Below are 24,203 nucleotides of genomic sequence, written 5' to 3' on the forward strand. Positions count from 1 at the left end.
TGATGGCCTCCAAAAACAAAACACCCTGCGAAAGCGTAGCCCTCGCAGGGTGTGGGGGTGACCATCTCATTAGCCCGGTCCAAAGACCGGGCTCTTTATAAGTGAAGCGGCTGGATTAGACCAGCTTCTCCAACTCAGGTACGGCTTCGAACAAGTCCGCCACCAGGCCGTAATCGGCCACTTGGAAGATCGGTGCTTCTTCGTCCTTGTTGATCGCAACGATCACTTTGGAGTCTTTCATACCGGCCAAGTGCTGGATCGCGCCGGAGATACCGACGGCGATGTACAGCTGTGGCGCAACGATCTTGCCGGTCTGGCCGACCTGCATGTCGTTGGGTACGAAACCTGCGTCGACGGCTGCGCGGGAAGCGCCGACCGCCGCGCCCAGCTTGTCGGCCAGGGCGTACAGGTGCTTGAAGTTGTCACCGTTCTGCATGCCACGCCCGCCCGATACGACGATCTTGGCAGCGGTCAGCTCAGGGCGATCCGACTTGGCCAGCTCTTCGCCAACAAAGCTGGAAGTGCCAGCGTCGTGGGCAGCGGCGACGGCTTCAACGGCAGCCGAACCACCTTCGGCAGCCACTGGGTCGAAGCCGGTGGCGCGCACGGTGATGACCTTGACCGAAGCGTTGGACTGTACGGTTGCGATGGCGTTACCGGCGTAGATCGGGCGCTTGAAGGTGTCGGCGCTTTCAACCGAGATGATCTCGGAGATCTGGTCAACGTCCAACTGCGCAGCAACGCGCGGCAGGATGTTTTTGCCGTTGGAGGTGGCGGCGGCCAGGATGTGGCTGTAGCCGGCACCCAGCTCTGCGACCAGAGGGGCAACGTTTTCAGGCAACTGGTGCGCGTAGGCGGCGTTGTCAGCCAGCAAGACTTTGCTCACGCCAGCGATTTTCGCAGCGGCTTCAGCCACGGCGCCAGCGCCAAGGCCTGCAACCAGCACGTGAATGTCGCCACCGATTTTTGCGGCAGCAGCCACGGTGTTCAGGGTGGCCGGAGCCAGCACCTTGTTGTCGTGTTCAGCGATTACCAAGATAGTCATTGTTAGATTACCTTCGCTTCGTTTTTCAGTTTCTCGACCAGTTCAGCCACCGACTTGACCTTGATACCCGCGCTGCGTGCAGCCGGCGCTTCGACCTTGACGGTCTTGTTGGTGGAGGCAGTGGAAACGCCCAAAGCGTCCGGAGTCAGCACTTCGAGAGGCTTCTTCTTGGCTTTCATGATGTTTGGCAGGGACGCGTAGCGCGGCTCGTTCAAACGCAGGTCGGTGGTGACGATGGCGGGCAGTTTCAACGAAACTGTCTGCGCGCCGCCGTCGATTTCGCGGGTGACAGCCACGCTGTCGCCGCTCACTTCGACTTTGGAGGCGAAGGTGCCCTGGCCGTAACCGGTCAGCGCAGCCAGCATCTGGCCAGTCTGGTTGTTGTCGCTGTCGATGGCCTGTTTGCCAAGGATCACCAGTTGAGGCTGTTCCTTATCGACAACGGCCTTGAGCAACTTGGCCACGGCCAGGGAGGTCAGCTCTTCAGCGGACTCAACCAGGATGGCGCGGTCGGCACCCAGTGCCAGGGCGGTACGCAGCTGCTCTTGAGCAGTGGTCGGGCCGATGGAAACCACGACGATTTCAGTCGCAACGCCTTTCTCTTTCAGGCGTACAGCTTCTTCCACAGCGATTTCGCAGAAAGGGTTCATCGACATCTTGACGTTAGCGAGGTCGACGCCGGAATTGTCCGCCTTGACGCGAACTTTCACGTTGTAATCGACAACGCGTTTGACAGCTACAAGAACCTTCATGGATTCCTCGTTACTCTCCGGTGAAAAGAAAGTCGCCTAGGCGAACCTGGCGGTTGATGCTCATCGGCACACAAGGGCACCTCCAAAAACGTCGGCGAATGACACCGCGAGAGGCCAGTGATGACCGTTCGTCAGTGGTGACTGGGAGGTCATTCTTTCTCGCGGCGTGTAAACTGCGCGCCATCTTTTGCACGCGCGTCACCCGTTTTGCCTTCGCCCTGCTTTTGGACGTGCTCTTGAAACCTACAGTCTGCCTACGCTAAGCGCAAAACCGACCGTATATTGACCGGAACACCTATTCTGGTCAATACGGCAAAATGGTCAGTCATAAGCCGCGTTGCTTTGATTTACCTAGCCTCCAAGCAATTCAAACAAACGTTTGTATTGGACGCTGGGAGTGGTGTAGATATAATGCGCCACCTAGAGAGAAAGGTGGGTCATACCCTGCTGTTTAAAGCAGCGATGACGGTTATGACACCTAACCTCCACCCATTAGAAAAAAAGCCTGTTGAGCCTTGAGTAGGAGATAGCCTGTGGAACGCGAATACATGGAATTCGACGTGGTCATCGTCGGCGCTGGCCCGGCGGGCCTGTCCGCCGCCTGCCGACTGAAGCAGAAGGCCGCCGAAGCCGGTAAGGAAATCAGCGTCTGCGTGGTCGAAAAAGGCTCCGAAGTCGGCGCTCATATCCTCTCCGGTGCCGTGTTCGAACCCCGCGCCCTGAACGAACTGTTCCCGGACTGGAAAGCACTCGGCGCCCCGCTCAACACCCCGGTGGTGCGCGATGACATCTATGTACTGCGCAGCGCCGACACCTCGACCAAGGTGCCTGACTTCTTTGTGCCCAAGACCATGCACAACGAAGGCAACTATATTATCTCCCTGGGCAACCTGTGCCGTTGGCTGGCCCAGCAGGCCGAGAACCTTGGCGTGGAAGTCTACCCAGGCTTCGCCGCCCAGGAAGCGCTGTTCGACGAAAACGGTGTGGTGCGCGGCATCATCACCGGCGACCTCGGGGTCGACCGCGAAGGCCATCCCAAAGAAGGCGTCTACACCCCAGGCATGGAACTGCGCGGCAAATACACGCTGTTCGCCGAAGGCTGCCGCGGCCATATCGGCAAGCAACTGATCCAGCGCTTCAAGCTGGACAGCGACGCCGACGCCCAGCACTACGGCATCGGCCTCAAGGAAATCTGGGAAATCGACCCGGCCAAACATCAGCCTGGCCTGGTGGTGCACACTGCCGGTTGGCCGCTGGACATCATGAGCAACGAGAACACCGGTGGCTCGTTCCTCTATCACCTGGAAAACAACCAGGTCGTTGTGGGCCTGATCGTCGATCTGTCCTACAGCAACACCTTCCTGTCGCCGTTCGATGAGTTCCAGCGCCTCAAGCACCACCCGGTGCTGGCCCAGTACCTCGAAGGCGGCAAGCGCATCAGCTACGGCGCACGCGCCCTGGCCAAAGGCGGCATCAACTCGTTGCCAAAAATGGTGTTCAAGGGCGGCGCTCTCATCGGTTGCGACCTGGGTACCATGAACGTGGCCAAGATCAAGGGCAGCCACACCGCGATGAAGTCCGGCATGCTCGCTGCCGACGCCGTGGCCGAACGCCTGTTTGCCGAATCCGAAGGCGGCGACGAACTGACCAACTACGTCGACAGCTTCAAGGCCAGCTGGCTCTACGAAGAACTGTTCGCCAGCCGCAACTTCGGCCCGGCGATGCACAAGTTCGGCCCGATCATCGGCGCCGGCTTCAACTGGTTCGACCAGAACATCCTGGGTGGCAAGATGCCGTTCACCCTGCACGACACCAAGCCCGACTATGCGTGCCTCAAGCTGGCCAAGGACTGCCAGAAGATCGACTACCCCAAGCCCGACGGCAAGTTGAGCTTCGACAAGCTGAGCTCGGTGTTCATCTCCGGTACCAACCACGAAGAAGAACAGCCGTGCCACTTGAAGCTCAAAGACCCCAGCATCCCGCTCGGCACCAACCTGCCGCTCTACGATGAACCGGCGCAACGCTACTGCCCGGCTGGCGTGTATGAAGTCGTGACCAAGGAAGATGGCGAGAAGCGCTTCCAGATCAACGCCCAGAACTGCGTGCACTGCAAGACCTGTGACATCAAGGATCCTTCGCAGAACATCACCTGGGTCACGCCGGAAGGCTCGGGCGGGCCGACTTACCCGAATATGTAAGCCAAACGAGGCTCCCAAACGGGAGCCTTTTTTATGGAATCAAACTCGATCAACTGTAGGAGGGGTTGCCCCCTTCCCACAGTTGGATTGTGCTGTTGCCTGACATGACTATGCAGCCCGCTCTTCGCCGGGGTTGCGCTCGAAGTAGCGTTTGTACTCGCGGCTGAACTGCGACGTACTTTGATACCCCACGCTATGCGCCGCCTGCGCCACCCCCATGCCTTCCACCAGCAATAATTGCTGGGCCTTGAGCAAGCGCAAGCGCTTGAGGTACTGCACCGGCGACAACAGCGTGCAACGTTTGAAATGCTCATGAAACGTCGACGCGCTCATGTGCGCATACCCCGCCAGCGTCTCGATATTCAGTGGCTCGGCGAAATGGGCATGCAGGTGATTCAACGAGGTGGCGATTCGCGAAAATTGCCCCTGCTGTTCCACCAACGCGCGCAGCACATCGGCCTGTGGCCCGCGCAGTGCGGTGAACAATAATTCCCGCACCCGCGCCGGCCCCATGATCCGGCTCTCCAGCGGATCATGCAGGCACAGCAACAGCCGTTCGACGCAGCCGCGCATCGCATCGTCGAGCACCACCGAACTCATCGACTCCAAGGTCTGCGCCGTCGGCGGCGGACCGGCCTGCATGCCCATTGCCATCACCAACTCCCCCAGCACCACCCGGTCAATCCCCACCGTCACACCCAGCAACGGCGCACCGGGCGCCAGGGCGAAGGTCTCGCACTCGAACGGCACCGGCATCGCCTGGATCAGGTAATGCCCGGCGCCGTACTCCAGGGTGCGCGGGCCCAGGTAGGCGACCTTGCTGCCTTGGGCCACGAACATCAGGCTCGGCTCATAGATCTGCGGGCCACGTGCCACATCGCAACTGGCGCGCAGCACTTGCACACCAGGCAGGTGGGTCGGGGAAAAACCGTCGCACGACGTCAGCCCCTCAATCAAGGAAACCAGCGTGGCATTGGCGTCGAGATGGCGGGTCAACAACATGGCAAAAAACTTCGCGAAAAAGGGATGGGAACATCATCGCAGGTCTGGCGACACATAGATCCAAACCCGGGGCACTCCCGGAGGAATAGGCATGAGACTCGGAGCAATCGCCATGGCCGCACCTGGGGGTGGCGCGGAGAATGGCCCGCCTCATCTGTCACTGCTTCTGCGAGGTTTTCTCCATGTATACCGCCATCGGTTATGCCGCCCAATCGGCCACCACTCCCCTCGCCCCCATGTCATTTGAACGCCGCAGCCCGCGCGCCGATGACGTGGCAATCGAGATTCTCTACTGTGGCGTATGCCATTCCGACATCCACCAGGCCCGCAACGAATGGGGCATTGCCGTCTACCCGCTGATGCCGGGCCATGAGATTGTCGGCAAAGTCACCGCCGTCGGCACCAGCGTCACCGCGCATAAAGTCGGCGACCTGGTCGGCGTCGGTTGCATGGTCGATTCGTGCCGCCACTGCGACGCGTGCCAGGCGGACCTGGAGCAATACTGCCTCGAAGGCCCGACCATGACCTATGCCACCCCGGATCGGGTCGATGGCAGCAACACCATGGGCGGCTACTCCGACAGCATCGTGGTCAGCGAGCATTTCGTGGTGAAGATCCCGGCCAAGCTCGACCTGGCCAGCGCCGCACCGATTCTCTGTGCCGGTATCACCACCTATTCACCGCTCAAGCACTACGGCGTGAAGGCCGGCGATAAAGTCGGCATCCTCGGCATGGGGGGGTTGGGCCACATGGGCATCAAGTTCGCCAAGGCCATGGGCGCTGAGGTGACCCTGTTCACCCGCTCCGCGAGCAAGGCCGAAGAAGGCCGTCGCCAGGGCGCCGACCATGTGATCGTGTCCACCGACGCCGCACAGATGAAAGCCGCCGCCGGGCACTTCGACTTCCTGCTGGACACCATTCCGGTGCAACACGACCTCAACCCCTACCTGGATGTACTGCGCTTTGACGGCGTGCACATCCTGGTCGGCTTGATCGAGCCGGTAGATCCGCCCGTCAACGCCGCCAAGCTGGTGCTGGGTCGTAAAGTCCTGGCCGGCTCGCTGATCGGTGGCATTGCCGAAACCCAGGAAGTCCTGGATTTCTGCGCCGAGCATGGCATTACCTGCGACATCGAAATGCTCGATATCCGCCAGATCAACGAGGCCTACACCCGCATGATCGCCGGTGACGTGAAGTACCGCTTTGTCATCGACATGGCGACCCTGAAAGCCTGATCAGGCTTTCGCGCCCAACTCCGCAGACAGCCGGGCTGCGACCTGTTTGATCACAGGGATCAGCTCGGCCATTTTCTCCAGTGGCATGTAGGGCACGGTACTGGCGATGCTGATGCCGGCGACGATACGCCGGCTGGCATCGCGCACCGGTGCCGCCACGCAACGGATCGACGGTTCGTTGTCTTCCAGATCGAACGCATACCCTCCCGCCACGTATTCACACATGCGCTGCTCGAACTGCGCCCAGGATTGCTCCGGGTGCTGCGGCCACTGCTGGCTCTTGCCGCCCTGCGGAAAACTGGCCTGGTACAGGCGCTGCCACTCCTCGGCGGTGTCATCCAGCAACATCGCCTTGCCGACCCCGGTCCGCGCCAACGGCATGCGATGACCCACCCGCGAGCGCATTTCCGGGCCGTAGCGGCCAGGGTTCTTGTGCAGGTAGAGCACGTCGTCGTCTTCACGGATGGCCAAGTGAATGGTGTCACCGGTGAGGGCCGACAGTTCGTCCAGGTAAGGCACGGCCAGGCTGACCAACGGCAACTCTTCGCGCGCCTGGAACCCCAGCTCGATCAGCTTCGGCCCCAGCAGGTAACCCACTTGCGGCACCACGCGCAGGTAACGCTCGTCCACCAGGCAACTGGCCAGGCGGTGCGTGGTGCTGCGGGTGGTGCCGATGCGCTTGGCGATCTCCTTGAGATCCCGCGCACCCGCGGCCACCGCTTGCACGACGCCCAGGCCACGCAGCAGGGTCTGGGTGCCGGTGGGGGCGGCGTCTTTGACGGGGGTGTGGGCGGTTTCCTGCATATCGGGCCTATTGGGAAGTACGAAAACGGCGCCATTATGGCAAATGCTGAACGCGAACACAGCGTCGATCCAAGTGTGGGAGGGGACTTGCCCGAATGCCGTTCAGCTAAGCGTACATCGCCTTCTGTAGGAGCGAGGGGGACGCCTAGTTCTTGCTCGCGAAAAACGTCAACGATCACGCGTGTTTCCTGAATCAACGCGGCGCCTGTGAGTTCTTCGCGAGCAAGCTCGCTCCTACAAAAAAGCCTTAACTGAACGGCATTAGGGCAAGCCCCCTCCCACAGGGGGCCTGAGGTATTCGGTCTAGCGCTGCTTCATGCGGTCGATGATGACCGCCAGCAACAGGATCGAACCGCGGATCACATACTGGTAGAAGGTATCGATATTCTTCAGGTTCATCGCATTCTCGATGATCGCCAGGATCAACACCCCGGCAATCACGTGGCGAATCATGCCGATGCCACCACTCAACGACACCCCACCCAGCACACACGCCGAAATCACCGTCAGCTCGAAGCCCTGGCCGATCATCGGCTGGCCCGAGGTCATGCGCGAGGCGAGGATCACCCCAGCCAACGCGCCGATCAAGCCGTGAACGGCAAAGATGATGATCTTGGTGCGGTCGACGTTGACCCCGGCGAGCAACGCCGCTTCCTGGTTACCGCCAATGGCCATGGTGTTGCGCCCATAGGTGGTGTAGTTGAGCAGCCAGCCGAAGAACACAAAGCACAGCACGGTGATAATGATCGGCACCGGCACGCCCAGCAATTGGCCGTTGCCGAACACGAAGAAGCGCTCGTCCATCACCCCCACGGCCTTGCCGTTCGAGAAGATATAGGCCAGGCCGCGCACGATCTGCATGGTCGCCAAGGTCGCGATCAATGCATTGATGCGCAACTTGGCGATCACGATGCCGTTGATCAGCCCCACCACCAGGCCCATGGCCAACGCCGCGGACACGCCGAGCACCACGCTGTCGGTGTCGCGGATCACGATCCCCGCCACCACGCCGGCGCAAGCGATCACCGAGCCCACCGATAAGTCGAAGTGCCCCGAGGCCAGGCAGAACAGCATGGTGCACGCCGCAATACCCACGGTGGAAATCGCCAGGCCCAGACCGCGCATATTCAACGGCGAAAGGAAATTGTCGATGAACAGTGCGCTGAGCACAAAGATGCTCAGGGCTGCCAACAGCATGACCCAATCATCGAGAAACTTGCGCTGGTTGAAACCCGGCCAGAAGCCCTTTGCAGTTTTTACCTGAGACATACCCAAACCCTCTTATTCTTCAAGCCCGCGAACGCGGGAGAGCCAGTTGCAGCAGCCGTGCTTCATCCGCTTGATCGCGGGTCAATTCGCCAGTGAGGGCGCCTTCGCTCATCACCAGGATGCGGTCGGAGATGCCCATCACTTCCATCAGGTCGCTGGACACCACGATCACCGCAATACCGCTGGCCGCCAGGTTATGGATGATCTGGTAGATCTCCGACTTGGCGCCGATATCGATGCCTCGCGTCGGTTCGTCCAGCAGCAGGACCTTCATCGGCATCGACAGCCAGCGACCCAGAATGGCCTTTTGCTGATTGCCGCCCGAGAGGAACATGATTTTCTGCTCCGCGTTCGGCGTCTTGACCTTCATCGCCTTGATCTGGTGGTCGGCGTTGCCGGTTTCCCACTCGTCACGCAACAACCAGCCGAACGATGCGTGGGCACCACGGGCGCTGATGTTGATGTTCTCCGCGACGCTGGACAGCGGAATAATGCCTTCCTTCTTACGGTCTTCAGGGCACAGCAACACGCCGCCGGCGATGGCATCGCGCGGTGAACGCAGTTGCAGCGGTTCACCGCACAATTGCAACTGCCCGGCGCTGCTGCGTTCCAGCCCGCTGAGCAGGCGCAACAGCTCGGTCCGCCCGGCGCCGACCAGCCCGAACAGGCCGAGGATCTCGCCCTTGTGCGCCGCGAAACTCACCGGTTCGCGCAGGCCAGGGCCGAGCAGGCCGTCGACCTTCAGCGCCACATCACCGCGCTCACGCGGGCGATAGTCGTAGATGTCCTGGATATCGCGACCGACCATGCACGTCACCAGTTGGTCGTGGGTCAGCGCACTCATGTCGTCGAAGGTGCGCACGTAGCGGCCGTCCTTGAACACCGTCACCGCGTTGCAGATGCGGAATACCTCTTCCATGCGGTGGGACACATAGAGCACCACTTTGCCCTCGTCCCTCAGGCGTCCGATGATGGTCATCAAGCGGTCGATTTCCCGGGCGGACAAGCTGCTGGTGGGCTCGTCGAACGCAATCACATGGGCGCCGCGGGACAGGGCCTTGGCGATCTCCACCAGTTGGCGCTGGCCCAGGGACAGGCGCCCGAGCTTCTCCTCGGGGTCGATTTCATCGGCCAGGCCCTTGAGACAGGCCAGGGCCTGCTTGCGTAGCAGGCCACGATTGACCACGCCGAAGCGCGACGGCAAATGCCCGAGGAACAGGTTTTCCGCGACAGTCATTTCCGGTACCAGGTGCAGTTCCTGGTGAATCACCGCGACGCCGCTGGCGATGCTGTCGGCGGCGCATTTGAAATCCATGGCCTGCTCGCCGATATGCACCGTGCCGCTGCTGGGAATATAGGCCCCCCCGAGGATTTTCAGCAGGGTCGACTTACCCGCACCGTTCTCCCCCATCAGCGCATGTACCTGGTGCGGACGCGCTTCAAAGCTGATCTGCGCCAGCGCCTTGACCCCGGGAAATTCCTTGCCGATGCCGTCGAACCGCAGAGCCGCCCCGTTCATTTCCACAACCCTATTTTGCTCAGTTCAGCCTTGAAGTTGGCGCGGGTGATCAGCGTCACGTTATCCAGGGCGGTAAACTTGGCCGGCTCAGTCCCTTTGGTTACCCACTCGAACATCGCCGTGGCCGTTTTATAGCCGGAGGCATCCGGGCTCAACAGCATCGAGCCGTAGAAGCCGGTGTCGGATTTTTTCAGTTCTTCGATGGCGTCGGTGCCGTTGATGCCCACGCCGATCACGTTCGCCGCCTTGAAGCCGGCGCTTTCGGTGGCGCGCACGCCGCCGAGCACAGTGCTGTCGTTCATACCGCCGATGATCAGGTTTTTCGCGCCACGGGGCAGTTTGACCAAGGCGGAGTTGGTGGAATCCATGCTACCGGGGACGTCGAGGGTTTTCTGTGCGCTGAACAGGATATGGTCGGCCGGCAACCCGGCGGCCTTGAGGCCCTCCACCGAACCGTCGGTGCGTTTCTTGCCGGTTTCCAACTCGTCAAAGGTGTTGATGACCGCGTAAGTGTCCTTCCAGTCCCAGTTGCGCTGCTTGGCTTGCGCAGCCATGGCTTCGCCCTGTTTCTGGCCGATCTTGTAGGCGTCCAGGCCGACGTAGGGCACGTCTTCCATGGGCTTGCCCTTGGCGTCGACAAAGCGGTCGTCCACCGCCAGCACTTTCAGGTTATTGAGCTTGGCCTTGGCCATGATTGCCGGGCCCAGGGACACATCCGGCGGGCAGATGACAAAGCCCTTGGCGCCATTGGCGGCCAGGGTGTCGATGGCCGAGAGGGTTTTCTCACCGTCCGGCACGGCGATCTTGATCACGGTAAAGCCCTGGTCCTTGCCGGCCTTTTCGGCAAAGGCCCATTCGGTCTGGAACCAGGGTTCCTCCGCCTGCTTGACCAGGAAGCCGATCTTCACTTCTTCGGCACAGGCCAATGCGCTGAAGCCGCTTAACGCAATAGCGGCGGCGAGAACGCGTATTCCTTTTTTCATGAATGGCACCTCTTGTTGTTATTGGGGCGGCGACGTCTAGTCGTGGTACATCACGGAGCGCCCGCCATCGATCATCAGGCAGGTGGCGTTGATAAAAGGCGCCTCGTCAGTGGCCAGGAACAGCGCGCTCATGGCCACCTCGATGGGCTGGCCGATACGCTTGGGCGGGTGCAGGTCGAACGCGCGCTGGCGCTCGGCATGCGGGTCGGGGAAGCCGTTCCAGTAGTCGACGTTGAGCTGGGTCTCGATATAGCCCGGCGCGATGGCATTCACGCGGATGCCCTTGGGCGCGTACTCGATACCGAGGGCGCGGGTCAGGCCGAGCAGGCCGTGCTTGGCGACAGGATAGGGAAAGCAGCCGGGAATGATGTGGCTGGAATGGGTGGAAGCGATGTTAATGATGTTGCCGATGCCCTGCTCGATCATGTGCGGCAACACTGCACGGCAGCCGTACCACGCGCCGTCGAGGTCGATGGCAAAGCAGCGGCGCCAGTCTTCGTCGGTCATTTCCAGAGGGTCGCGGAACACATTGACCCCGGCACAATTGACCAGCACATCCACGCGGCCAAAGCGCTCGATGGCCACATTGACCAACGCCTGCCATTGCTCCTTGGACGTGATGTCGACGGGCTGTGCATGGATTTCGGCGCCGCGTTCACGCCAATGGGCAGCGACAGCCTCGACCTTTGCGCCCTGGATATCCGCGATCACCAGCCGCGCCTGCTGGGCCTGGAAACAGGCAACGATCGCCTCGCCAATGCCTTGGGCGGCGCCAGTGACGATCACCACCTTGTTTTTCAGCCGATCGCCGTAAGTCGGCTCGGGTACGGCGGGGAGTGACAACGGTTGTGCCTGCATCGCTTCACCTGTTTTATTTTTGGTAGTGAGTGCTGATGCCGCCGACTATAAACCCGAAAGCCAAAATATCTCAATATATAAATTTGCATCCCACATAGTGAGCATAGATATAAAAAAACCGGCCTTGCTGGCCGGTTTACGAGGGGTATCAGCCCTGGGCGAAATCCCTCAGGGCATCACCTTCCATCCGATAGCGCACCCACTCCTCCTGCGGCTGGGCCCCGATGGACTTATAGAAGGCAATCGCCGGCTCGTTCCAATCCAGCACGCTCCACTCAAAGCGCCCGCACCCGTTGTCGCAGGCGATCTTCGCCAGGTGGCGCAGCAGCTTCTTGCCCGCCCCGCCGCCGCGCTGCTCCGGGTTGATGTAGAGGTCTTCGAGGTACAGGCAATTGCTGCCCAACCAGGTGGAATAGCTGAAAAAGAACACCGCGAATCCGATTGGCAAGCCGTCCCGCGAGCAGATCAGGCCATGGGCAGTAGCGCCCTCGCTGAACAGGCTGCGCTCGATATCCACCACACTGGCAATCACTTCATGCCGGGCCTTTTCATACTCGGCAAGCTCGGTGATAAACGTCAGGATCTGTGCAGCATCGCTGGGCACGGCGGGGCGAATCTCAATGGTCATGGGCGAACCTTGGGCAAATTCAAAGGCCACATACTAAGACGGTTTCATCACCGATTGCAGTGCAATTTCAATCGCGACTACCCTGTTGGCCCACCGCCTGATGAGAAGCCCCATGCCCTTCGCGCCCCTGCCCGACCTCGCCGCCACCTTACTGCCCCATGCCCTCGGGCCTTCGGAAGATGGCGCCCACGATCTGTCGCACCTGCAGCGCGTATGGCACAACGCACGCTTGATCCAGGCGCAGGAAGGCGGTGATCTGGAGGTGTTGCTGGCGGCGGTATTGCTGCACGACTGCGTGGCCGTCGAGAAAAACTCACCGTTGCGCTCGAAAGCCTCGCAGCTGGCCGCCGACAAGGCGGCGCAGACGTTGCAGTTGCTCGGCTGGCCCGCCTCCAGGGTCGACGCCGTGACCCACGCCATCGCCACCCATAGTTTTTCCGCTGGCTTGGAGCCTCGGACCCTGGAGGCCAAGATCACGCAGGACGCCGATCGCCTCGACTCCCTGGGCATGATCGGCGTAGCCCGCACGTTCTACACCGCCGGGCGCATGGGCAGCGGTTTGTATGACCCGGCCGACCCCACGGCACGCCACCGCGAGTACGACGACAAACGTTTTTGCCTGGACCATTTCCAGACCAAATTATTGTCGTTGGCCGACGGATTTCAAACGCCGACCGGCCAGCGCCTGGCACAAGCCCGCCACCATCGGCTCAAGGGATTCATGGAGACGTTTATCGAGGAGATCGGCGCACTGTAAACCGGCCTTACTCCGTTGCCGGCTAACGCAAGCACCACCAACCACAGAACAATCCGCCTGGGCGTGCGTGGTAAAAATCGGCCATAACTCCAACGACCCCAAGGCTTGCCCATGCACTCCACCTCACCGGTGGGCGGAAAATTGTTCGCCCTGTTTTGCCTTGCCAGCTTCCTATTGTCGCTGTCCTACGGTTCAACCTTTTTGCTGTCGTTGCTGATTCATTCGCGCGGTGGGAACGAGCATGACGCGGGCAGTGTGATTTCCACGGCAATGCTCAGCACGTTCGTGGCGGTGGTGCTCTCCGGGCACTTGGCCGATGCGTGGGGAGCGGCACGGGCCATCGCGGGGATGGGCGTGTTGCTGGTACTTGCCTGCCTGGGTTTTGCCCTGACGCCAGGGTTTGGCCAGGGCTTGATGCTGTTCGGGCTGGCCCTCGGATTGGGCTGGGGCGTCTTCTATACGCTGGGCCCGATCATCGTGACCTTGCTGGTAGAACCCAGCCAACGCGCCAAGTACTTTGCGCTGCTGTCGGGCAGCATGTTGAGTGGCATCGGCTCCGGCCCTTTGCTCGGACGCGCCACCGCGGCACTGGACCTGCCCCTGACGACCGCGTTCTATATTGCCGGGTTGGCCAGCCTCGCCGGGGTTCTTGTTTTCTGGCGATTGGGCGCCGCGCTCAAGCATCGGGAAAATGCCCCGGCTTCGCGGATTTCCCTGGCCGCCAGCCGCCGGGTGCTGTCTTCCAAGGCGGCGTTCGCGATCCTCATGGTCGGCCTGGGTGGCTGCGTGTTTGGCGGGCTCTCATCGTTCCAGACCAGCTATGCCGCCGCGCACGGGTTGGACTACTCGCTGTTCTTCGCGGGGTTCCTGAGTGCAGCGATCACCAGCCGCCTGTTGATCGCCGGCTTCGTGGTCAAGCTGGATGCCTATCGGGCTGCCTGTGTGTTATCCGGGATCATGCTCGGTTCGATCGCACTGTTCGCCTTTGGCGTGAGCGGCAACCTCAGCTATCTGCTGGCGGCGGCCACGCTGGGAGTGGGATACGGCCTGACGTATTCCGTCATCAACGGGCTGGTCGCCCACGAAGCGCCGCCCGGTACAACGTCCCAGGCATTGCTGCTGTTCAGCCTGGCCTACTTTGTCGGCGTGTTTGGCTTTCCCTGGCTGGCGGGCAAGATCATCGTCGAATTCGGGCTGTCGACACTGATGCTGGGCGTACTGATCATCGCCGCGCTGAACTGGCTGATCACCGTTGCACGCTTGATCGAGCGCCGTCTCTCGGCACATAAAATCTTACAGGTAAGCTGATACCGTTCGTCGCCACCGAGGCACGAACCCGCAAACTGGGCGGACCAATCAAGGGTAAGGACATTAATCATATGGAGACACCCTCATGAAGAATTCCACGTTTGCCGCCCTCGCCCTCACCGGCCTGCTGTCCGCCGCTTCGCTGAGTGCATTGGCCGCCACCTCGTCCACCGGCAAGACCGATCCTGTGGGCAGCCCGCCCAGCCCTGCCACCCAGGAATCCCAGGATTCGATGGGCACCGGCCTCGACACCAACGGTGGCGCCATCATCGACAACGGCGCCGATCCGCGCACCAAAGGCAACGACACCCAGCGCCAGGCCCCGGCCGCGGTCGGTAACGGCAAAATGGGCCCATCGGTCAATCAGCCGACGATCAACAAAGGCGACGACTCCAACATCCCAGGCGCCCCGAAACAGCCTGCGCCTTGATGCATCGGTAGCAAGACCAACACCCGATCATTTCCCAGTGAAGAGGTATGCATGAACGTCGATAAAAACCTTGAACAAGAAGTCCTCACCCGCCTGCTGCACGCCCACCCGAACGGGTTGGGCAAGGAGGTGCTGGATAATTACCGCGGTGAAAAAGTGGTCGCCAGTGTCTTGGCGCTCCTGCAAGACCGCGGCTTTATCAAGGATGGGCATGTGACCACCGATGCTGCCGGTGACTATGCGTTGAACCTGCCGATCAAGCTGACCGCGTCGGGCGTGGAAGAAGCGCGAAAGCTGGAAAGCCAAACCCGGCAGTAATGGCTTTTATCTGGCCTGGCCCTGATCCAAGGGCCAGAAGGAATATCGCGATGCGTCGTGGAAGCAATGTTCACCGCTGAACAGAAGCGCTAAGCGGCGCATATCGAAGAATATCGGCCCGTCTGTGGCGAGCGGGCTTGCCCCGCGTTGGGCTGCGCAGCAGCCCCAGCAAATCCACCGCGATCCTACCCGCGGGATCTCGGTCGATGGGTTTAGGGGCCGCTTCGCGCCCCAACGCGGGGCAAGCCCGCTCGCCACAACAAGCCCGCTCGCCACAACAAGCCCGCTCGCCACAACAAGCTCGTTCGCCACAACAAGCCCGCTCACTACAACAAGCTCGTTCGCCACAAAAAACCGGGCGCTCAAGGGAAAGACTAAACCTTAAAAATCAATAAGTTACTTGATCATTGATCAGAGGGTGCTTGCCGATCTTTGAGTGCATGGTCATTCAGCGAGTAGCGCGTCAACCTCGGCAGTGCCTGGAGACGTCGCAGGTCCCCAGCGGGTAACCGCCAGTGCCGCCGCCGCGTTCGCGCGGCGTGCCGCCACGGCGGGCGCCAGGCCCATGGCCAGACCGGCCATGAACACGCCCGCGTGCGCATCCCCAGCGCCATTGCTATCCACGGCCCGCACCTTGAAGCCCGGCACGTGCTCAACCTCACCCGCGCGCCCGACCCAGCAGCCATTCGGCCCGTCACGCACGACCAGCAACGTTTCGGCGGGCAGGTGCTGACTGAGCGCGGGCAACGCGGCGGTGATATCCGCCGCACCGGTAAACGCGAGCGCTTCGGGGCCATTGCTGGTCCAGATATCGATACGCGGCAACAATGCGCTCATCAAGGCCGAGCCCGGCGCCTTGACCAGAGGGCCCGGGTCGAACACCACCACGATTGCGCGTGGCAGTGCCAGCAGCCAGTCGATCAGCGGCTGTGCCTTGCCCTCAAGGAGCAGGCTGTAGCCACTGACATACACATAGTCGTCCGCCTGCGGCGTTACGGCGGCCAAGTCCTCGGCACTCAACTCGCCCTCAGCGCCGATATGGGAGATGAAGGTGCGTTCGGTGGTGGCTTCCGTGAGAGACACGCACAACCCGGTGTCTTTGCCACCGCTGGCCGCCAAGGCCATTTCAATACCTTCGGCCTGCATGGCGGCACGGGCCAGGTCGCCGAAGCGGCCGTTGCCATGACGCCCCAGGTACACCACCGGCAAGCCATTGCGTCGCGCCGCCGCCATCACATTGAACCCGCCGCCAGCCTCGAAGCTGGCCGAGTGCGCGAGCACGTCGCCACCGGTGGCCGGCAGTTTTTCCAGGGACATGACCAGGTCGACGATGACCTGGCCAGTGTGCAGCAATCTAGACATTGGGGCTCTCAACTAAAGCCGGACGACGGTCAGCCGCGCCGCCGAGTACCGCGTAAATGCCGCCGGCAACCAGGAAGGTGACGATCCAGCCCAGGCCGTTGTGGCCCAGCCAGGAGTCGGACAATGGCCCGGCGAACCAGATGTTTTGCGCAGTGGTACCGATCGTGGTGAAGCTGAAACCCAGCACGATCGCCACGGCCCAGGCGCCGAACGCCCGCCATTCCACGCCACCGCGATACCAGTAGGCGCTGCTTGGGCTCACGTCCAGCAAATCCTTGGGGCTGTAGTAGTGGCGATGGATCAGGTCGACCACAAAGATCCCGACCCAGGCGGTGATCGGCACCGCCAGCAACGAGATAAAGGTGATGAACGGACCGTAGAAGCTGTCGGCGATCAGCATGAAGTAAATGGAGCCGGCGAAGATCGCCACGATGTCGACGATCACCGCATGCACGCGCTTGACCTTCAGACCGAGGGTCAAGGTGGTGAGGCCGGCCGAATACACCGACAAGTTATTCGACAGCAGCAACCCGCCAAACGCGGTGATCAGGTACGGCACGGCCATCCAGGTCGGCAGCATGTCGCGGATCGCGATGATCGGGTCGGTGGCCGAGGCCAGGTCATGGTTGCCCACCGACAGCAGGCCGCCGAGGGTGATCAGCAGCACCAGCGGAATGCCGGCACCAAACGCTGCGGACGCCACCAGGCGCACGGCCTTGACGCTGCGGTGCTGGTAGCGCGACATATCGGCACCGGCGTTGGCCCAGCCGATACCGGTACCGGCAGCCATGGTGCCGATGCCGATCATCATCGCGCTCATCGGTGCCGGGGTAGCGTTGAACACCGCGCTCCAGTCGATGGTGGCGCAGAGGAAACCGCCGACCAGGATGTTCAAGGCACCGAATACATAGGTGGCCCACTTCTGGATCACCAGCAAGGTAGCGTGGCCCAGGCCGGAAACCGACAGGGTCAGCAACACGAAAATGGCGATGAAGATCAGGGTCAGCAGCGGCGCACTTTTCGCCTCCACCGGGGAGCCGAACAGGATCGAACACAACGAGAGCAGCACGAAGGCGGCGGTGGTGGTGTTGACCGTTTCCCAGCCCAGGCGTGACATCAGCGAGACCAGGGTCGGGCCGATATTGCCGCGTACGCCGAAGATCGCGCGGGACAGGGTCAGGCTGGGCGCACGCCCACGGCGGCCAGCGATGGAAATAATGCCCACCACCGCGAAGGAACCGGCTGCGCCAAGGATCGCAACGATGATCGCCTGCCAGATAGCCAGCCCACGAAACGCCACCAGGGTCGCGCCCAGCGGCAAGCCGAGAATGCTGATATTGGCGGCGAACCACACCCAGAACAGTTGCAGCGGATGACCGTTGCACTCGCCTTCAGGGACCGGTTCGATGCCGCGTGTTTCCAATTGCCCAGCGCTTTGGCTGGAAGAGATGCTGCTCATGAGGGGTGCTCCTGGTGCCTGTATTGTTGTGGTTGTGGCAGATGCTTAAGGTCGATCGACTCTCGGTCTTCCTGACTCGATGAGCTCACAGTGGGAGCGCGCTTTCTGTCAAAGCATCGGGGCGGATACGCCGCTGACGCGAGCAGGCCCGCTCCCACCTGTTTGTTTGCGGCGCTTACCGAATGGTCAGCAGCCCCTGCACCAGCGCCTGTAGATCCAGGCCATTGACCCGCTTGACCTGTTCGATCATCGCTTCAGGCCAGCACTGCATGCCCAGGCACGCCCCCAACATGGCCCCGAGCATCGCGGCGATGGTGTCGGTATCGCCCCCCAGGCTGGCGGCCAGGCACAGGGCTTCAAATGCGTTCATTTCGCCCGACGCCACTTGCTGCGCGAGGGCGAACGACACCACCACCGACTCCTGGGACGCGACGGAGGTGCCGATCAATTCATAGAGCAGGTCGGCGAACAGCGCCTTGTCGCCACTGCCGACGCTCAAGGTCCGCGCCCAACTGATGCGCGTGGAAATACGCCCGCCCGCAATCCAGTGTCCATGGCTTTCGGCTTGCTGGGCGAGCTGGGTGCCGATGTTCAACGCTTCGCCCAGGTCCACACCGTTGATGCCCGCCGATACCACGGCGGCCACCGCCGCCGCACTGGAGATGCCCAGGGTGGTGTTGTGGGTAACCTGGCACGCCTGGATCACCGCCTGGAGAAACTGCGCCGGGTCGCGCACATCGGCGGCGATGCCCACCGGTGTGATGCGCATCGCCGCGCCATTGGTGGTGCCGTAGCGTCCGGCTTCTTCCGGGGTGTGCCCGGCGAGGATCATGTCGATGGCGCGCTTGGTCGAAGGCCCGAGCAAATCCTGGGAGCCCTTGGCACGCATCACCGCTTCCCAGTCGATCAGGCGCTGGGCGAGCACAGTGGGGTCGATCTTGCCGTGGCCTTCCACCAGCAACTCGCCGACCAGAATCGCCTGTTCGGTGTCATCGGTGATGGAGCCAGCGGGCATGTTCGGCGCGATGGGCTGGTTGGCGTCAGCATCTTCCAGGGCAGTGATCGCACCGAAGCGCGCCTTGACCTGTTCACGGCTCAAGGATTGGGTGGGCATGCCCAAGGCATCGCCCAGGGCCAGGCCATAGAAAGCGCCAAGAGCGCGAAGCATCGGGGTCATTTCGACGTTCCAAACTGCAGGTGCAGGCGAAAGTGCAGAGGGTCGAGCAAGCTTTCGACGTGCTCCATGAAGCGCTCGCGACGGTCGTAGGTGGTACGCGAAGCCTTGAGAAATACCGTGCCTGCCGGGCGACCGAGCAATTCGGCGTCTTCCTCGCTCAGCGGCTCGGCGCCGATCCACTGGTCGCCCTCGGCGCCGACATAACCGTAGGCGGCCAGGGTGATGGTCAGGGAGTTGTCGATCAGGCCCACACGGGGCAGGCTTTCCAGGCCACCGGTCGCCGGCATCAACGAGCGTTCCAGGGACACGGCGGTGCCGTCGGTGGTGCGCCGACGGCGGTCGAGGGCAATAAATTGATCGTTGCCGAAACGGCTGAGCAGGTCCGCGCGGGTCACGGCTTCGAAGCGCAGGATATCGGTGGTCACCAGCGCGCCCGTGTCGGCCAGGGCCTGGGCCCAACCGCTGCGCTGGTCAAGCACCATGCCGTCAAAGGTGACGATGGAACCCACGCCACTCTGGGTGGCGATGTAATTACGGCGCTTGAGCTCGGCCAGGGCCTCACGCAAGGTGCCACGACTGACCGCAAACTCTTCGGCCAACTGGTGCTCGCCCGGTAGCAGGAAACCGTCGGCCATCACCCCACCCTCGATACGGCGGATGAGCTCGTCGACGACGCGTTTTTTCTTATCAAATCGAACATGTCTAATCATGTACAAATTGATAACCGAAAGCGCCCGATCACAGCAAGCGAATTATTTCAAAGGGATGAAAAAACCGCCCTCAGGGCTCCCGCCCGATACGGAAAAACTCCCCGCCGCTCCACACACCGAGCCAGTTCTGACCGTTGATCGGACGGCTCACGGCCAGCTCCACCAATTGGTAGAACACATTGCGGTGAATCAGCGCTTCGAGGTTGGTGCGCACACGCAGATAGGGGGACGGTTCTTGAGTGTCGGGGTCGATCACTACCCGCAGCGGGTGTTCGAGGCCAGCCTCGATTTGATCATCGACGTTGGTGGTAAAGCGCAACACCTGGCTTTCGCCCTGCCCTTCGACATCCAGGGTTACCGCGACAAAGGGCGCATCATCGACGCTGATGCCCACCTTTTCTACAGGGGTGACCAAGAAGTAATCGTCGCCATCACGGCGAAGGATGTTGGAGAACAACTTGACCATCGGCTTACGCCCGATGGGCGTGCCCTGGTAGAACCAGGTGCCATCACGGGCGATACGCATGTCGATATGGCCGCAGAAGTCCGGGTTCCACAGATGCACCGGCGCCGGCCCCTTGCCCTTGGGCAGTTGGGCCAACAGGTCATTGGCCTTGGCGGAATCGGTCATGGTGTTATCCCTCTTTTACGTGCTGGCCTTACTGGTCCCCCATGCCCAGCAGGCCTCGGGCGTACTGCGCCAGGGGCCGGGCAATCAGATCTTCGGGCTTGTTGTCGTGGAACGTCAGTAAACCGCCACGATTGCGAATACGTGCAGTATCAATCAAATACTGGGTGCTGGTCTCGATCAACATGATCTGGATCACACCGCTGTCCAGGCCGAGGCGGTCGAGGGCCTGCTGGTCGGTCCACTCATCGGCGTTGCCGATACGGTCATCCGCCGCGGCAAAACGGCAGTACAGCAAGTAATGGGCACCGGCCGCACGGGCTTCGGCCATGGCCTGCTCAAGCCCTTCGGGCTGACGGGCGCGGCGCACCATGGGGAAGTATTCGACGAAGCCGTTGAAGGCTTCCTCGGCTACCACGTTCGGACGCGGATAGGCACTGCCCGGTGGTACGAAAGCGCCTTGGGCGATAAACACAAAGGAGTCCGGCTGGATGCGAACCGAGGCGGTACGGCGAGTATCGCTATGGTCGAGCAACCCGGCATCGCTCATCTGATAGCGGGTGCCTTCGGCCATATCGCTGACGGTCATGCAACCACTCAACGTCAACGACGCCAGCAACAAAACCAGACTACGCATCCTAATCCTCCAGAAGCCGGTGACGGAAAACCGGCGAATGGGCTCAAGATGCAGGTTCTGCGCCAGCTTGAGGGCAGCTCAAATCAAATGTGGGTGATGTGTCATCTTCGGGATAGCGTTAGCCGCCGATGATCTTCATGACCGTCGCGCCGCCGGAGAACGCGACTTCCTGTTTATCGCCCAGCGCCTTGACCAACAGGCCCTGCAAGGCCGGCAGCGCCTGGTGACGCGGCTTGTCCAGCAGGTCGCCGACGTAGTGCCGGTTGCTCGACGACAGGCAGCCATGCAGCCAACCGGTCGACGACAGCCGCAGCCGCGAGCAGGTGCGGCAGAACGGCACGCTTTCGTTGGCGATCACGCCAAAAAAGCCTTTGCCCGGCACTTCGTAGCGAACGGCCGTGGCATCTACCGGTGCGTTGGCTTGCAGGTATTCATGGTGTTCGCCGATCAGACCAAGCAGTTGCTGCAAGCTGACGAATTGCTGCAGAAACGCATTGGAGTCCTTGGCCAGGTGGCCCATGCGCATCAACTCGATAAAGCGCAATTCATAGCCACGCTCCAGGCAATAGTCGAGCAGGGGCATCACCTGGTCGAGGTTCTGCCCGCGCAACGGCACCATATTGACCTTGATCTTGATCCCGGCCGCGCGGGCCTGGTCCATGCCATCGAGCACGGTGGCCAGGTCACCGCCACGGGCGATGCTGCGGAAGGCGTCGGCGTCCAGGGTGTCGAGGGAAACGTTGATACGCCGGATACCGGCGTCCACCAGCAGCGGCAGTTTGCGCGCAAGTAACTGGCCATTAGTGGTCAGGCTGATATCACTGAGGCCCATCCCACCCACGGCGCCCATGAAGGCTTCGAGTTTGGGGCTGACCAGCGGCTCGCCGCCGGTGATACGCAGGCGCTCGATACCCGCCGCTTCAATCAGATAGGCCACGCCACGGGCCATGGCCTCGGCCGAGAGTTCGTCCTGGGCAGCCACCAGCCGCTTGCCGTTTGGCACGCAGTAGGTACACGCGTAATTGCAGGCTGAGGTCAGGCTGATCCGCAAATTGCGAAAACGCCTGCCTTGACGATCAACGATCATGGATCACTCCGGCAGAGGATGATTCGGGGCGCGCTAAAAACTGACTGATAAATCAGCTTTTAGCAAGATCCTTGCCTGAGTATATTCCTGGGTTACTGCACCTGGCAGCAAATCATTACGTGGCAGGCGTTTCAGCGGGGGCGTGTGGCTGCTCGGTGCTGTGCTTGCGCTTGTTGCCCATGCGCACACCGATGTCCATCAGGAACTGGAAGAAACCTTCCTGATCTTCCAGCACATTGCTCCAGAACGGCGAGTGGTACAGCGCCACGGCGCCATGCACCAAGGCCCAGGCGGCACAGTAGTGGAAGTACGGCGGCACATCTTCAAGCTTGCCTTCACTGATGCGACCCTTGATCAGCAGGGTCAGGCGTTCGAAGTTCGAGGCGCGGATCTTGTGCAGTTCCTCGACCATTTCCGGCACCTGGTGGCCCTTGACCACTTTTTCTTCCAGGCGGTCGAACAGGCGATAGCGCTGCGGGTCACGCATGCGGAATTCGAAATAGGCCCGGGACAGGGCCTCCTTGTCCTTGTCGACATCGGCCGAGTGCAGCAACTCGTTCAAGTCGCGCTCGTAGTCGAGCATCAGGCGCAGGTAGATTTCGGCCTTGGATTTGAAATGCTTGTAGATCGTGCCTTTGCCGATACCCACGGCATCCGCAATCATCTCGACGGTGACGCTGTCTTCACCTTGTTCGAGGAACAACTTGAGTGCAGTGTCGAGAATTTCCTGCTCACGGCGGCGAAACTCACGGACCTTACGGGGTTCTTTGTGCATGAGGAAGAGGTCTGCAGAGGTCGGTATTAGGGAGGGTTGCGCAGGGCCACGGATACGTGGCGATACGATTTACCCGATGCGAGGGATTATCCCGACTGAACGGTCGTTGGGCAACGTCTATGTGAACCCGTTGCGCACTTTACTTTCAGTCCGCCAACGATTTCATGCTTATCAGTCAGAAATAATACGCAACAACTACAGCTGGGCACCGGCTCAATGAGAACTCAAGCGAAGCGCACGTATTCCAAATCTGTTTAAGAAACGACCAGCCGCGACTGGACTGAATCGGATACTGATCAATACTTCAACTGTCGGCGCGACATCTCCCCCAAGTGAAGCGTCGACCTGGGTACCAACGGACCGCGTGCCCTTGTTTTACTCCTAATGGTCTTAGCCCGGATTCGCCCCCCCAGAACCCGGGTTTTTTTTGCCTGCGATTTGTCCGGCCCCGTTACCCGGCCACATGGGCCTGCGGGAACAGGCGCTTGAAGTTCGCAGTGGTCTGTTCGGCAAAGCGCTCATATGACTCACCGCGCAGCATCGCCAGGTAATCCGCCACATCCCGCACATACTCCGGCAGGTTTGGCTTGCCGCGATGGGGTATGGGCGCCAGATACGGCGAGTCGGTTTCCACCAGCAGACGGTCGACCGGTACTTGGCGCGCCACATCCCGCAAGGCATCGGCATTGCGGAAAGTCACGATGCCCGACAGGGAGATATAGAACCCCAGGTCCAGGGCAGCCTTGGCCATGTCCCAGTCTTCGGTGAAACAATGCAGCACGCCTGCCTGGGGGAGCGCGGCTTCGCGCAGCAGGGCCAGGGTATCGGCGCGAGCACCGCGGGTGTGGACAATCACTGGTTTACCGGTCTGCCGGGCGGCTTGCAGGTGCAGGCGAAACGATGCCTGCTGCAACTCGGCGGCTTCGGGTTCGTAGTGGTAATCCAGGCCGGTCTCGCCAATGGCGACCACGCGCGGGTGGTTCAGCTCCCCCAACAGCCAGTCGAGGGCCGGGGCCTCACCGGGCTTGAGGTCCAACGGGTGGACACCCACCGAGCAATCCACATCGGCATAGCGATCGGCGAGGGCTTTGACGTCAGCGGCGTTGTCGGCACTGACGCCGATGCACAGGAAGTGCCCTACCCCGCGCTGGCGGGCGGCTTCGAGGGCGGCATCAAGGGAACCGCCATGCTGGGCAAGGTCAAGGCGATCAAGGTGGCAATGGGAATCTACGAGCATAGGAAATTACGACTTAAGTCACGGA

24 protein-coding genes are annotated in these 24,203 nt (G+C 61.3%); 6 read left to right on the forward strand and 18 right to left on the reverse strand.

The window, feature by feature from the left end; all coding sequences use genetic code 11:
- Nucleotides 1–115 precede the first annotated feature (115 nt).
- Together AC1Q6I_RS09140 and AC1Q6I_RS09145 are read right to left on the reverse strand one after the other, a co-directional pair.
- A complete protein-coding gene (locus AC1Q6I_RS09140) occupies nucleotides 116–1,045 on the reverse strand; it encodes an electron transfer flavoprotein subunit alpha/FixB family protein (protein WP_024076933.1) in 930 nt (309 codons plus the stop codon).
- A 2-nt stretch (nucleotides 1,046–1,047) separates the two neighbouring features.
- On the reverse strand, nucleotides 1,048–1,797 hold the full coding sequence (locus tag AC1Q6I_RS09145) for an electron transfer flavoprotein subunit beta/FixA family protein (RefSeq protein ID WP_024076934.1): 750 nt from the start codon (nucleotides 1,795–1,797) through the stop codon (nucleotides 1,048–1,050).
- A gap of 533 nt (nucleotides 1,798–2,330) precedes the next feature.
- Here AC1Q6I_RS09145 and AC1Q6I_RS09150 point away from each other — a divergent pair.
- Nucleotides 2,331–3,995 (forward strand): electron transfer flavoprotein-ubiquinone oxidoreductase, encoded by a 1,665-nt coding sequence (locus AC1Q6I_RS09150; RefSeq protein WP_024076935.1) that lies wholly within the window; start codon nucleotides 2,331–2,333, stop codon nucleotides 3,993–3,995.
- 108 nt (nucleotides 3,996–4,103) lie between these two features.
- On the opposite strand, the gene AC1Q6I_RS09155 is transcribed toward AC1Q6I_RS09150, so the two are convergent.
- Nucleotides 4,104–4,997: an AraC family transcriptional regulator gene (locus AC1Q6I_RS09155; RefSeq protein WP_102625743.1), complete on the reverse strand. Its 894-nt coding sequence runs from the start codon at nucleotides 4,995–4,997 to the stop codon at nucleotides 4,104–4,106.
- A 182-nt stretch (nucleotides 4,998–5,179) separates the two neighbouring features.
- On the opposite strand from AC1Q6I_RS09155, the gene AC1Q6I_RS09160 reads away from it, so the two are divergent.
- Entirely contained in the window at nucleotides 5,180–6,232 is a 1,053-nt protein-coding gene (locus AC1Q6I_RS09160; RefSeq protein WP_024076937.1) for an NAD(P)-dependent alcohol dehydrogenase, read from the forward strand.
- Here the strand turns inward: AC1Q6I_RS09160 and AC1Q6I_RS09165 are convergent, their stop codons facing one another.
- From AC1Q6I_RS09165 to AC1Q6I_RS09190, 6 genes are all read right to left on the reverse strand, one after another.
- On the reverse strand, nucleotides 6,233–7,036 hold the full coding sequence (locus AC1Q6I_RS09165; protein ID WP_024076938.1) for an IclR family transcriptional regulator: 804 nt from the start codon (nucleotides 7,034–7,036) through the stop codon (nucleotides 6,233–6,235).
- A 303-nt stretch (nucleotides 7,037–7,339) separates the two neighbouring features.
- Entirely contained in the window at nucleotides 7,340–8,305 is a 966-nt protein-coding gene (gene araH / locus AC1Q6I_RS09170) for an L-arabinose ABC transporter permease AraH (RefSeq protein ID WP_024076939.1), read from the reverse strand.
- A 19-nt stretch (nucleotides 8,306–8,324) separates the two neighbouring features.
- The gene (gene araG / locus AC1Q6I_RS09175; protein WP_102624082.1) at nucleotides 8,325–9,824 is read right to left on the reverse strand and encodes an L-arabinose ABC transporter ATP-binding protein AraG; all 1,500 of its coding nucleotides are present in this window, start codon (nucleotides 9,822–9,824) and stop codon (nucleotides 8,325–8,327) included.
- On the reverse strand, nucleotides 9,821–10,807 hold the full coding sequence (locus AC1Q6I_RS09180; protein WP_024076941.1) for a substrate-binding domain-containing protein: 987 nt from the start codon (nucleotides 10,805–10,807) through the stop codon (nucleotides 9,821–9,823). Before AC1Q6I_RS09180 ends, araG begins: the two co-directional genes overlap by 4 nt.
- A gap of 36 nt (nucleotides 10,808–10,843) precedes the next feature.
- The gene (locus AC1Q6I_RS09185) at nucleotides 10,844–11,665 is read right to left on the reverse strand and encodes an SDR family oxidoreductase (protein WP_069076840.1); all 822 of its coding nucleotides are present in this window, start codon (nucleotides 11,663–11,665) and stop codon (nucleotides 10,844–10,846) included.
- 148 nt (nucleotides 11,666–11,813) lie between these two features.
- A complete protein-coding gene (locus AC1Q6I_RS09190; RefSeq protein WP_041161286.1) occupies nucleotides 11,814–12,293 on the reverse strand; it encodes a GNAT family N-acetyltransferase in 480 nt (159 codons plus the stop codon).
- A 112-nt stretch (nucleotides 12,294–12,405) separates the two neighbouring features.
- Between AC1Q6I_RS09190 and AC1Q6I_RS09195 the strand changes: the two genes are divergently transcribed.
- The 4 genes from AC1Q6I_RS09195 (at nucleotide 12,406) to AC1Q6I_RS09210 (ending at nucleotide 15,106) form a co-directional block, all read left to right on the forward strand.
- Nucleotides 12,406–13,050, forward strand: coding sequence for an HD domain-containing protein (locus AC1Q6I_RS09195; protein ID WP_069076841.1), 645 nt, complete (start codon nucleotides 12,406–12,408; stop codon nucleotides 13,048–13,050).
- Between the two features lie 111 nt (nucleotides 13,051–13,161).
- Nucleotides 13,162–14,358: an MFS transporter gene (locus AC1Q6I_RS09200; protein WP_024076945.1), complete on the forward strand. Its 1,197-nt coding sequence runs from the start codon at nucleotides 13,162–13,164 to the stop codon at nucleotides 14,356–14,358.
- An 85-nt stretch (nucleotides 14,359–14,443) separates the two neighbouring features.
- The gene (locus AC1Q6I_RS09205; RefSeq protein ID WP_024076946.1) at nucleotides 14,444–14,788 is read left to right on the forward strand and encodes a hypothetical protein; all 345 of its coding nucleotides are present in this window, start codon (nucleotides 14,444–14,446) and stop codon (nucleotides 14,786–14,788) included.
- A 51-nt stretch (nucleotides 14,789–14,839) separates the two neighbouring features.
- A complete protein-coding gene (locus AC1Q6I_RS09210) occupies nucleotides 14,840–15,106 on the forward strand; it encodes a hypothetical protein (protein WP_024076947.1) in 267 nt (88 codons plus the stop codon).
- A gap of 444 nt (nucleotides 15,107–15,550) precedes the next feature.
- On the opposite strand, the gene AC1Q6I_RS09215 is transcribed toward AC1Q6I_RS09210, so the two are convergent.
- The 9 genes from AC1Q6I_RS09215 to AC1Q6I_RS09255 form a co-directional block, all read right to left on the reverse strand.
- Complete coding sequence (locus tag AC1Q6I_RS09215; protein WP_069076843.1) at nucleotides 15,551–16,468, reverse strand: PfkB family carbohydrate kinase; 918 nt, start codon at nucleotides 16,466–16,468, stop codon at nucleotides 15,551–15,553.
- Nucleotides 16,461–17,927: a purine-cytosine permease family protein gene (locus tag AC1Q6I_RS09220; RefSeq protein WP_024076949.1), complete on the reverse strand. Its 1,467-nt coding sequence runs from the start codon at nucleotides 17,925–17,927 to the stop codon at nucleotides 16,461–16,463. The genes AC1Q6I_RS09215 and AC1Q6I_RS09220 overlap by 8 nt, the downstream gene beginning before the upstream one ends.
- Nucleotides 17,928–18,102: 175 nt before the next feature.
- Entirely contained in the window at nucleotides 18,103–19,104 is a 1,002-nt protein-coding gene (locus tag AC1Q6I_RS09225; protein ID WP_102624083.1) for an ADP-ribosylglycohydrolase family protein, read from the reverse strand.
- Nucleotides 19,101–19,814: a GntR family transcriptional regulator gene (locus AC1Q6I_RS09230; protein ID WP_024076951.1), complete on the reverse strand. Its 714-nt coding sequence runs from the start codon at nucleotides 19,812–19,814 to the stop codon at nucleotides 19,101–19,103. The genes AC1Q6I_RS09225 and AC1Q6I_RS09230 overlap by 4 nt, the downstream gene beginning before the upstream one ends.
- 70 nt (nucleotides 19,815–19,884) lie before the next feature.
- Nucleotides 19,885–20,445, reverse strand: coding sequence for a DUF1285 domain-containing protein (locus AC1Q6I_RS09235; RefSeq protein WP_024076952.1), 561 nt, complete (start codon nucleotides 20,443–20,445; stop codon nucleotides 19,885–19,887).
- Nucleotides 20,446–20,473: 28 nt separating this feature from the next.
- Nucleotides 20,474–21,079 (reverse strand): DUF4823 domain-containing protein, encoded by a 606-nt coding sequence (locus AC1Q6I_RS09240; RefSeq protein WP_024076953.1) that lies wholly within the window; start codon nucleotides 21,077–21,079, stop codon nucleotides 20,474–20,476.
- A 118-nt stretch (nucleotides 21,080–21,197) separates the two neighbouring features.
- Nucleotides 21,198–22,166, reverse strand: coding sequence for a GTP 3',8-cyclase MoaA (locus AC1Q6I_RS09245; RefSeq protein WP_024076954.1), 969 nt, complete (start codon nucleotides 22,164–22,166; stop codon nucleotides 21,198–21,200).
- Nucleotides 22,167–22,281: 115 nt separating this feature from the next.
- Entirely contained in the window at nucleotides 22,282–22,941 is a 660-nt protein-coding gene (locus tag AC1Q6I_RS09250; protein ID WP_024076955.1) for a TetR/AcrR family transcriptional regulator, read from the reverse strand.
- A gap of 451 nt (nucleotides 22,942–23,392) precedes the next feature.
- Nucleotides 23,393–24,178, reverse strand: a complete 786-nt coding sequence (locus AC1Q6I_RS09255) for a TatD family hydrolase (protein ID WP_069076845.1) — start codon at nucleotides 24,176–24,178, stop codon at nucleotides 23,393–23,395.
- Between the last annotated feature and the right edge of the window lie 25 nt (nucleotides 24,179–24,203).

Source organism: Pseudomonas sp. MPR-R2A5 (assembly GCF_058793055.1).

Excerpts from the sequence above, each read along its gene's own strand:
- AC1Q6I_RS09160 (WP_024076937.1), top strand. The coding sequence starts at position 5,180 with ATGTATACCGCCATCGGTTATGCCGCCCAATCGGCCACCACTCCCCTC.
- AC1Q6I_RS09230 (WP_024076951.1), bottom strand. The coding sequence starts at position 19,814 with ATGATTAGACATGTTCGATTTGATAAGAAAAAACGCGTCGTCGACGAG.
- AC1Q6I_RS09255 (WP_069076845.1), bottom strand. The coding sequence starts at position 24,178 with ATGCTCGTAGATTCCCATTGCCACCTTGATCGCCTTGACCTTGCCCAG.
- AC1Q6I_RS09225 (WP_102624083.1), bottom strand. The coding sequence starts at position 19,104 with ATGACCCCGATGCTTCGCGCTCTTGGCGCTTTCTATGGCCTGGCCCTG.
- AC1Q6I_RS09200 (WP_024076945.1), top strand. The coding sequence starts at position 13,162 with ATGCACTCCACCTCACCGGTGGGCGGAAAATTGTTCGCCCTGTTTTGC.
- AC1Q6I_RS09140 (WP_024076933.1), bottom strand. The coding sequence starts at position 1,045 with ATGACTATCTTGGTAATCGCTGAACACGACAACAAGGTGCTGGCTCCG.
- AC1Q6I_RS09250 (WP_024076955.1), bottom strand. The coding sequence starts at position 22,941 with ATGCACAAAGAACCCCGTAAGGTCCGTGAGTTTCGCCGCCGTGAGCAG.
- AC1Q6I_RS09245 (WP_024076954.1), bottom strand. The coding sequence starts at position 22,166 with ATGATCGTTGATCGTCAAGGCAGGCGTTTTCGCAATTTGCGGATCAGC.
- AC1Q6I_RS09145 (WP_024076934.1), bottom strand. The coding sequence starts at position 1,797 with ATGAAGGTTCTTGTAGCTGTCAAACGCGTTGTCGATTACAACGTGAAA.
- araH (WP_024076939.1), bottom strand. The coding sequence starts at position 8,305 with ATGTCTCAGGTAAAAACTGCAAAGGGCTTCTGGCCGGGTTTCAACCAG.
- AC1Q6I_RS09220 (WP_024076949.1), bottom strand. The coding sequence starts at position 17,927 with ATGAGCAGCATCTCTTCCAGCCAAAGCGCTGGGCAATTGGAAACACGC.
- AC1Q6I_RS09195 (WP_069076841.1), top strand. The coding sequence starts at position 12,406 with ATGCCCTTCGCGCCCCTGCCCGACCTCGCCGCCACCTTACTGCCCCAT.
- AC1Q6I_RS09185 (WP_069076840.1), bottom strand. The coding sequence starts at position 11,665 with ATGCAGGCACAACCGTTGTCACTCCCCGCCGTACCCGAGCCGACTTAC.
- AC1Q6I_RS09235 (WP_024076952.1), bottom strand. The coding sequence starts at position 20,445 with ATGACCGATTCCGCCAAGGCCAATGACCTGTTGGCCCAACTGCCCAAG.
- araG (WP_102624082.1), bottom strand. The coding sequence starts at position 9,824 with ATGAACGGGGCGGCTCTGCGGTTCGACGGCATCGGCAAGGAATTTCCC.
- AC1Q6I_RS09240 (WP_024076953.1), bottom strand. The coding sequence starts at position 21,079 with ATGCGTAGTCTGGTTTTGTTGCTGGCGTCGTTGACGTTGAGTGGTTGC.
- AC1Q6I_RS09180 (WP_024076941.1), bottom strand. The coding sequence starts at position 10,807 with ATGAAAAAAGGAATACGCGTTCTCGCCGCCGCTATTGCGTTAAGCGGC.
- AC1Q6I_RS09215 (WP_069076843.1), bottom strand. The coding sequence starts at position 16,468 with ATGTCTAGATTGCTGCACACTGGCCAGGTCATCGTCGACCTGGTCATG.
- AC1Q6I_RS09165 (WP_024076938.1), bottom strand. The coding sequence starts at position 7,036 with ATGCAGGAAACCGCCCACACCCCCGTCAAAGACGCCGCCCCCACCGGC.
- AC1Q6I_RS09210 (WP_024076947.1), top strand. The coding sequence starts at position 14,840 with ATGAACGTCGATAAAAACCTTGAACAAGAAGTCCTCACCCGCCTGCTG.
- AC1Q6I_RS09155 (WP_102625743.1), bottom strand. The coding sequence starts at position 4,997 with ATGTTGTTGACCCGCCATCTCGACGCCAATGCCACGCTGGTTTCCTTG.
- AC1Q6I_RS09205 (WP_024076946.1), top strand. The coding sequence starts at position 14,444 with ATGAAGAATTCCACGTTTGCCGCCCTCGCCCTCACCGGCCTGCTGTCC.
- AC1Q6I_RS09190 (WP_041161286.1), bottom strand. The coding sequence starts at position 12,293 with ATGACCATTGAGATTCGCCCCGCCGTGCCCAGCGATGCTGCACAGATC.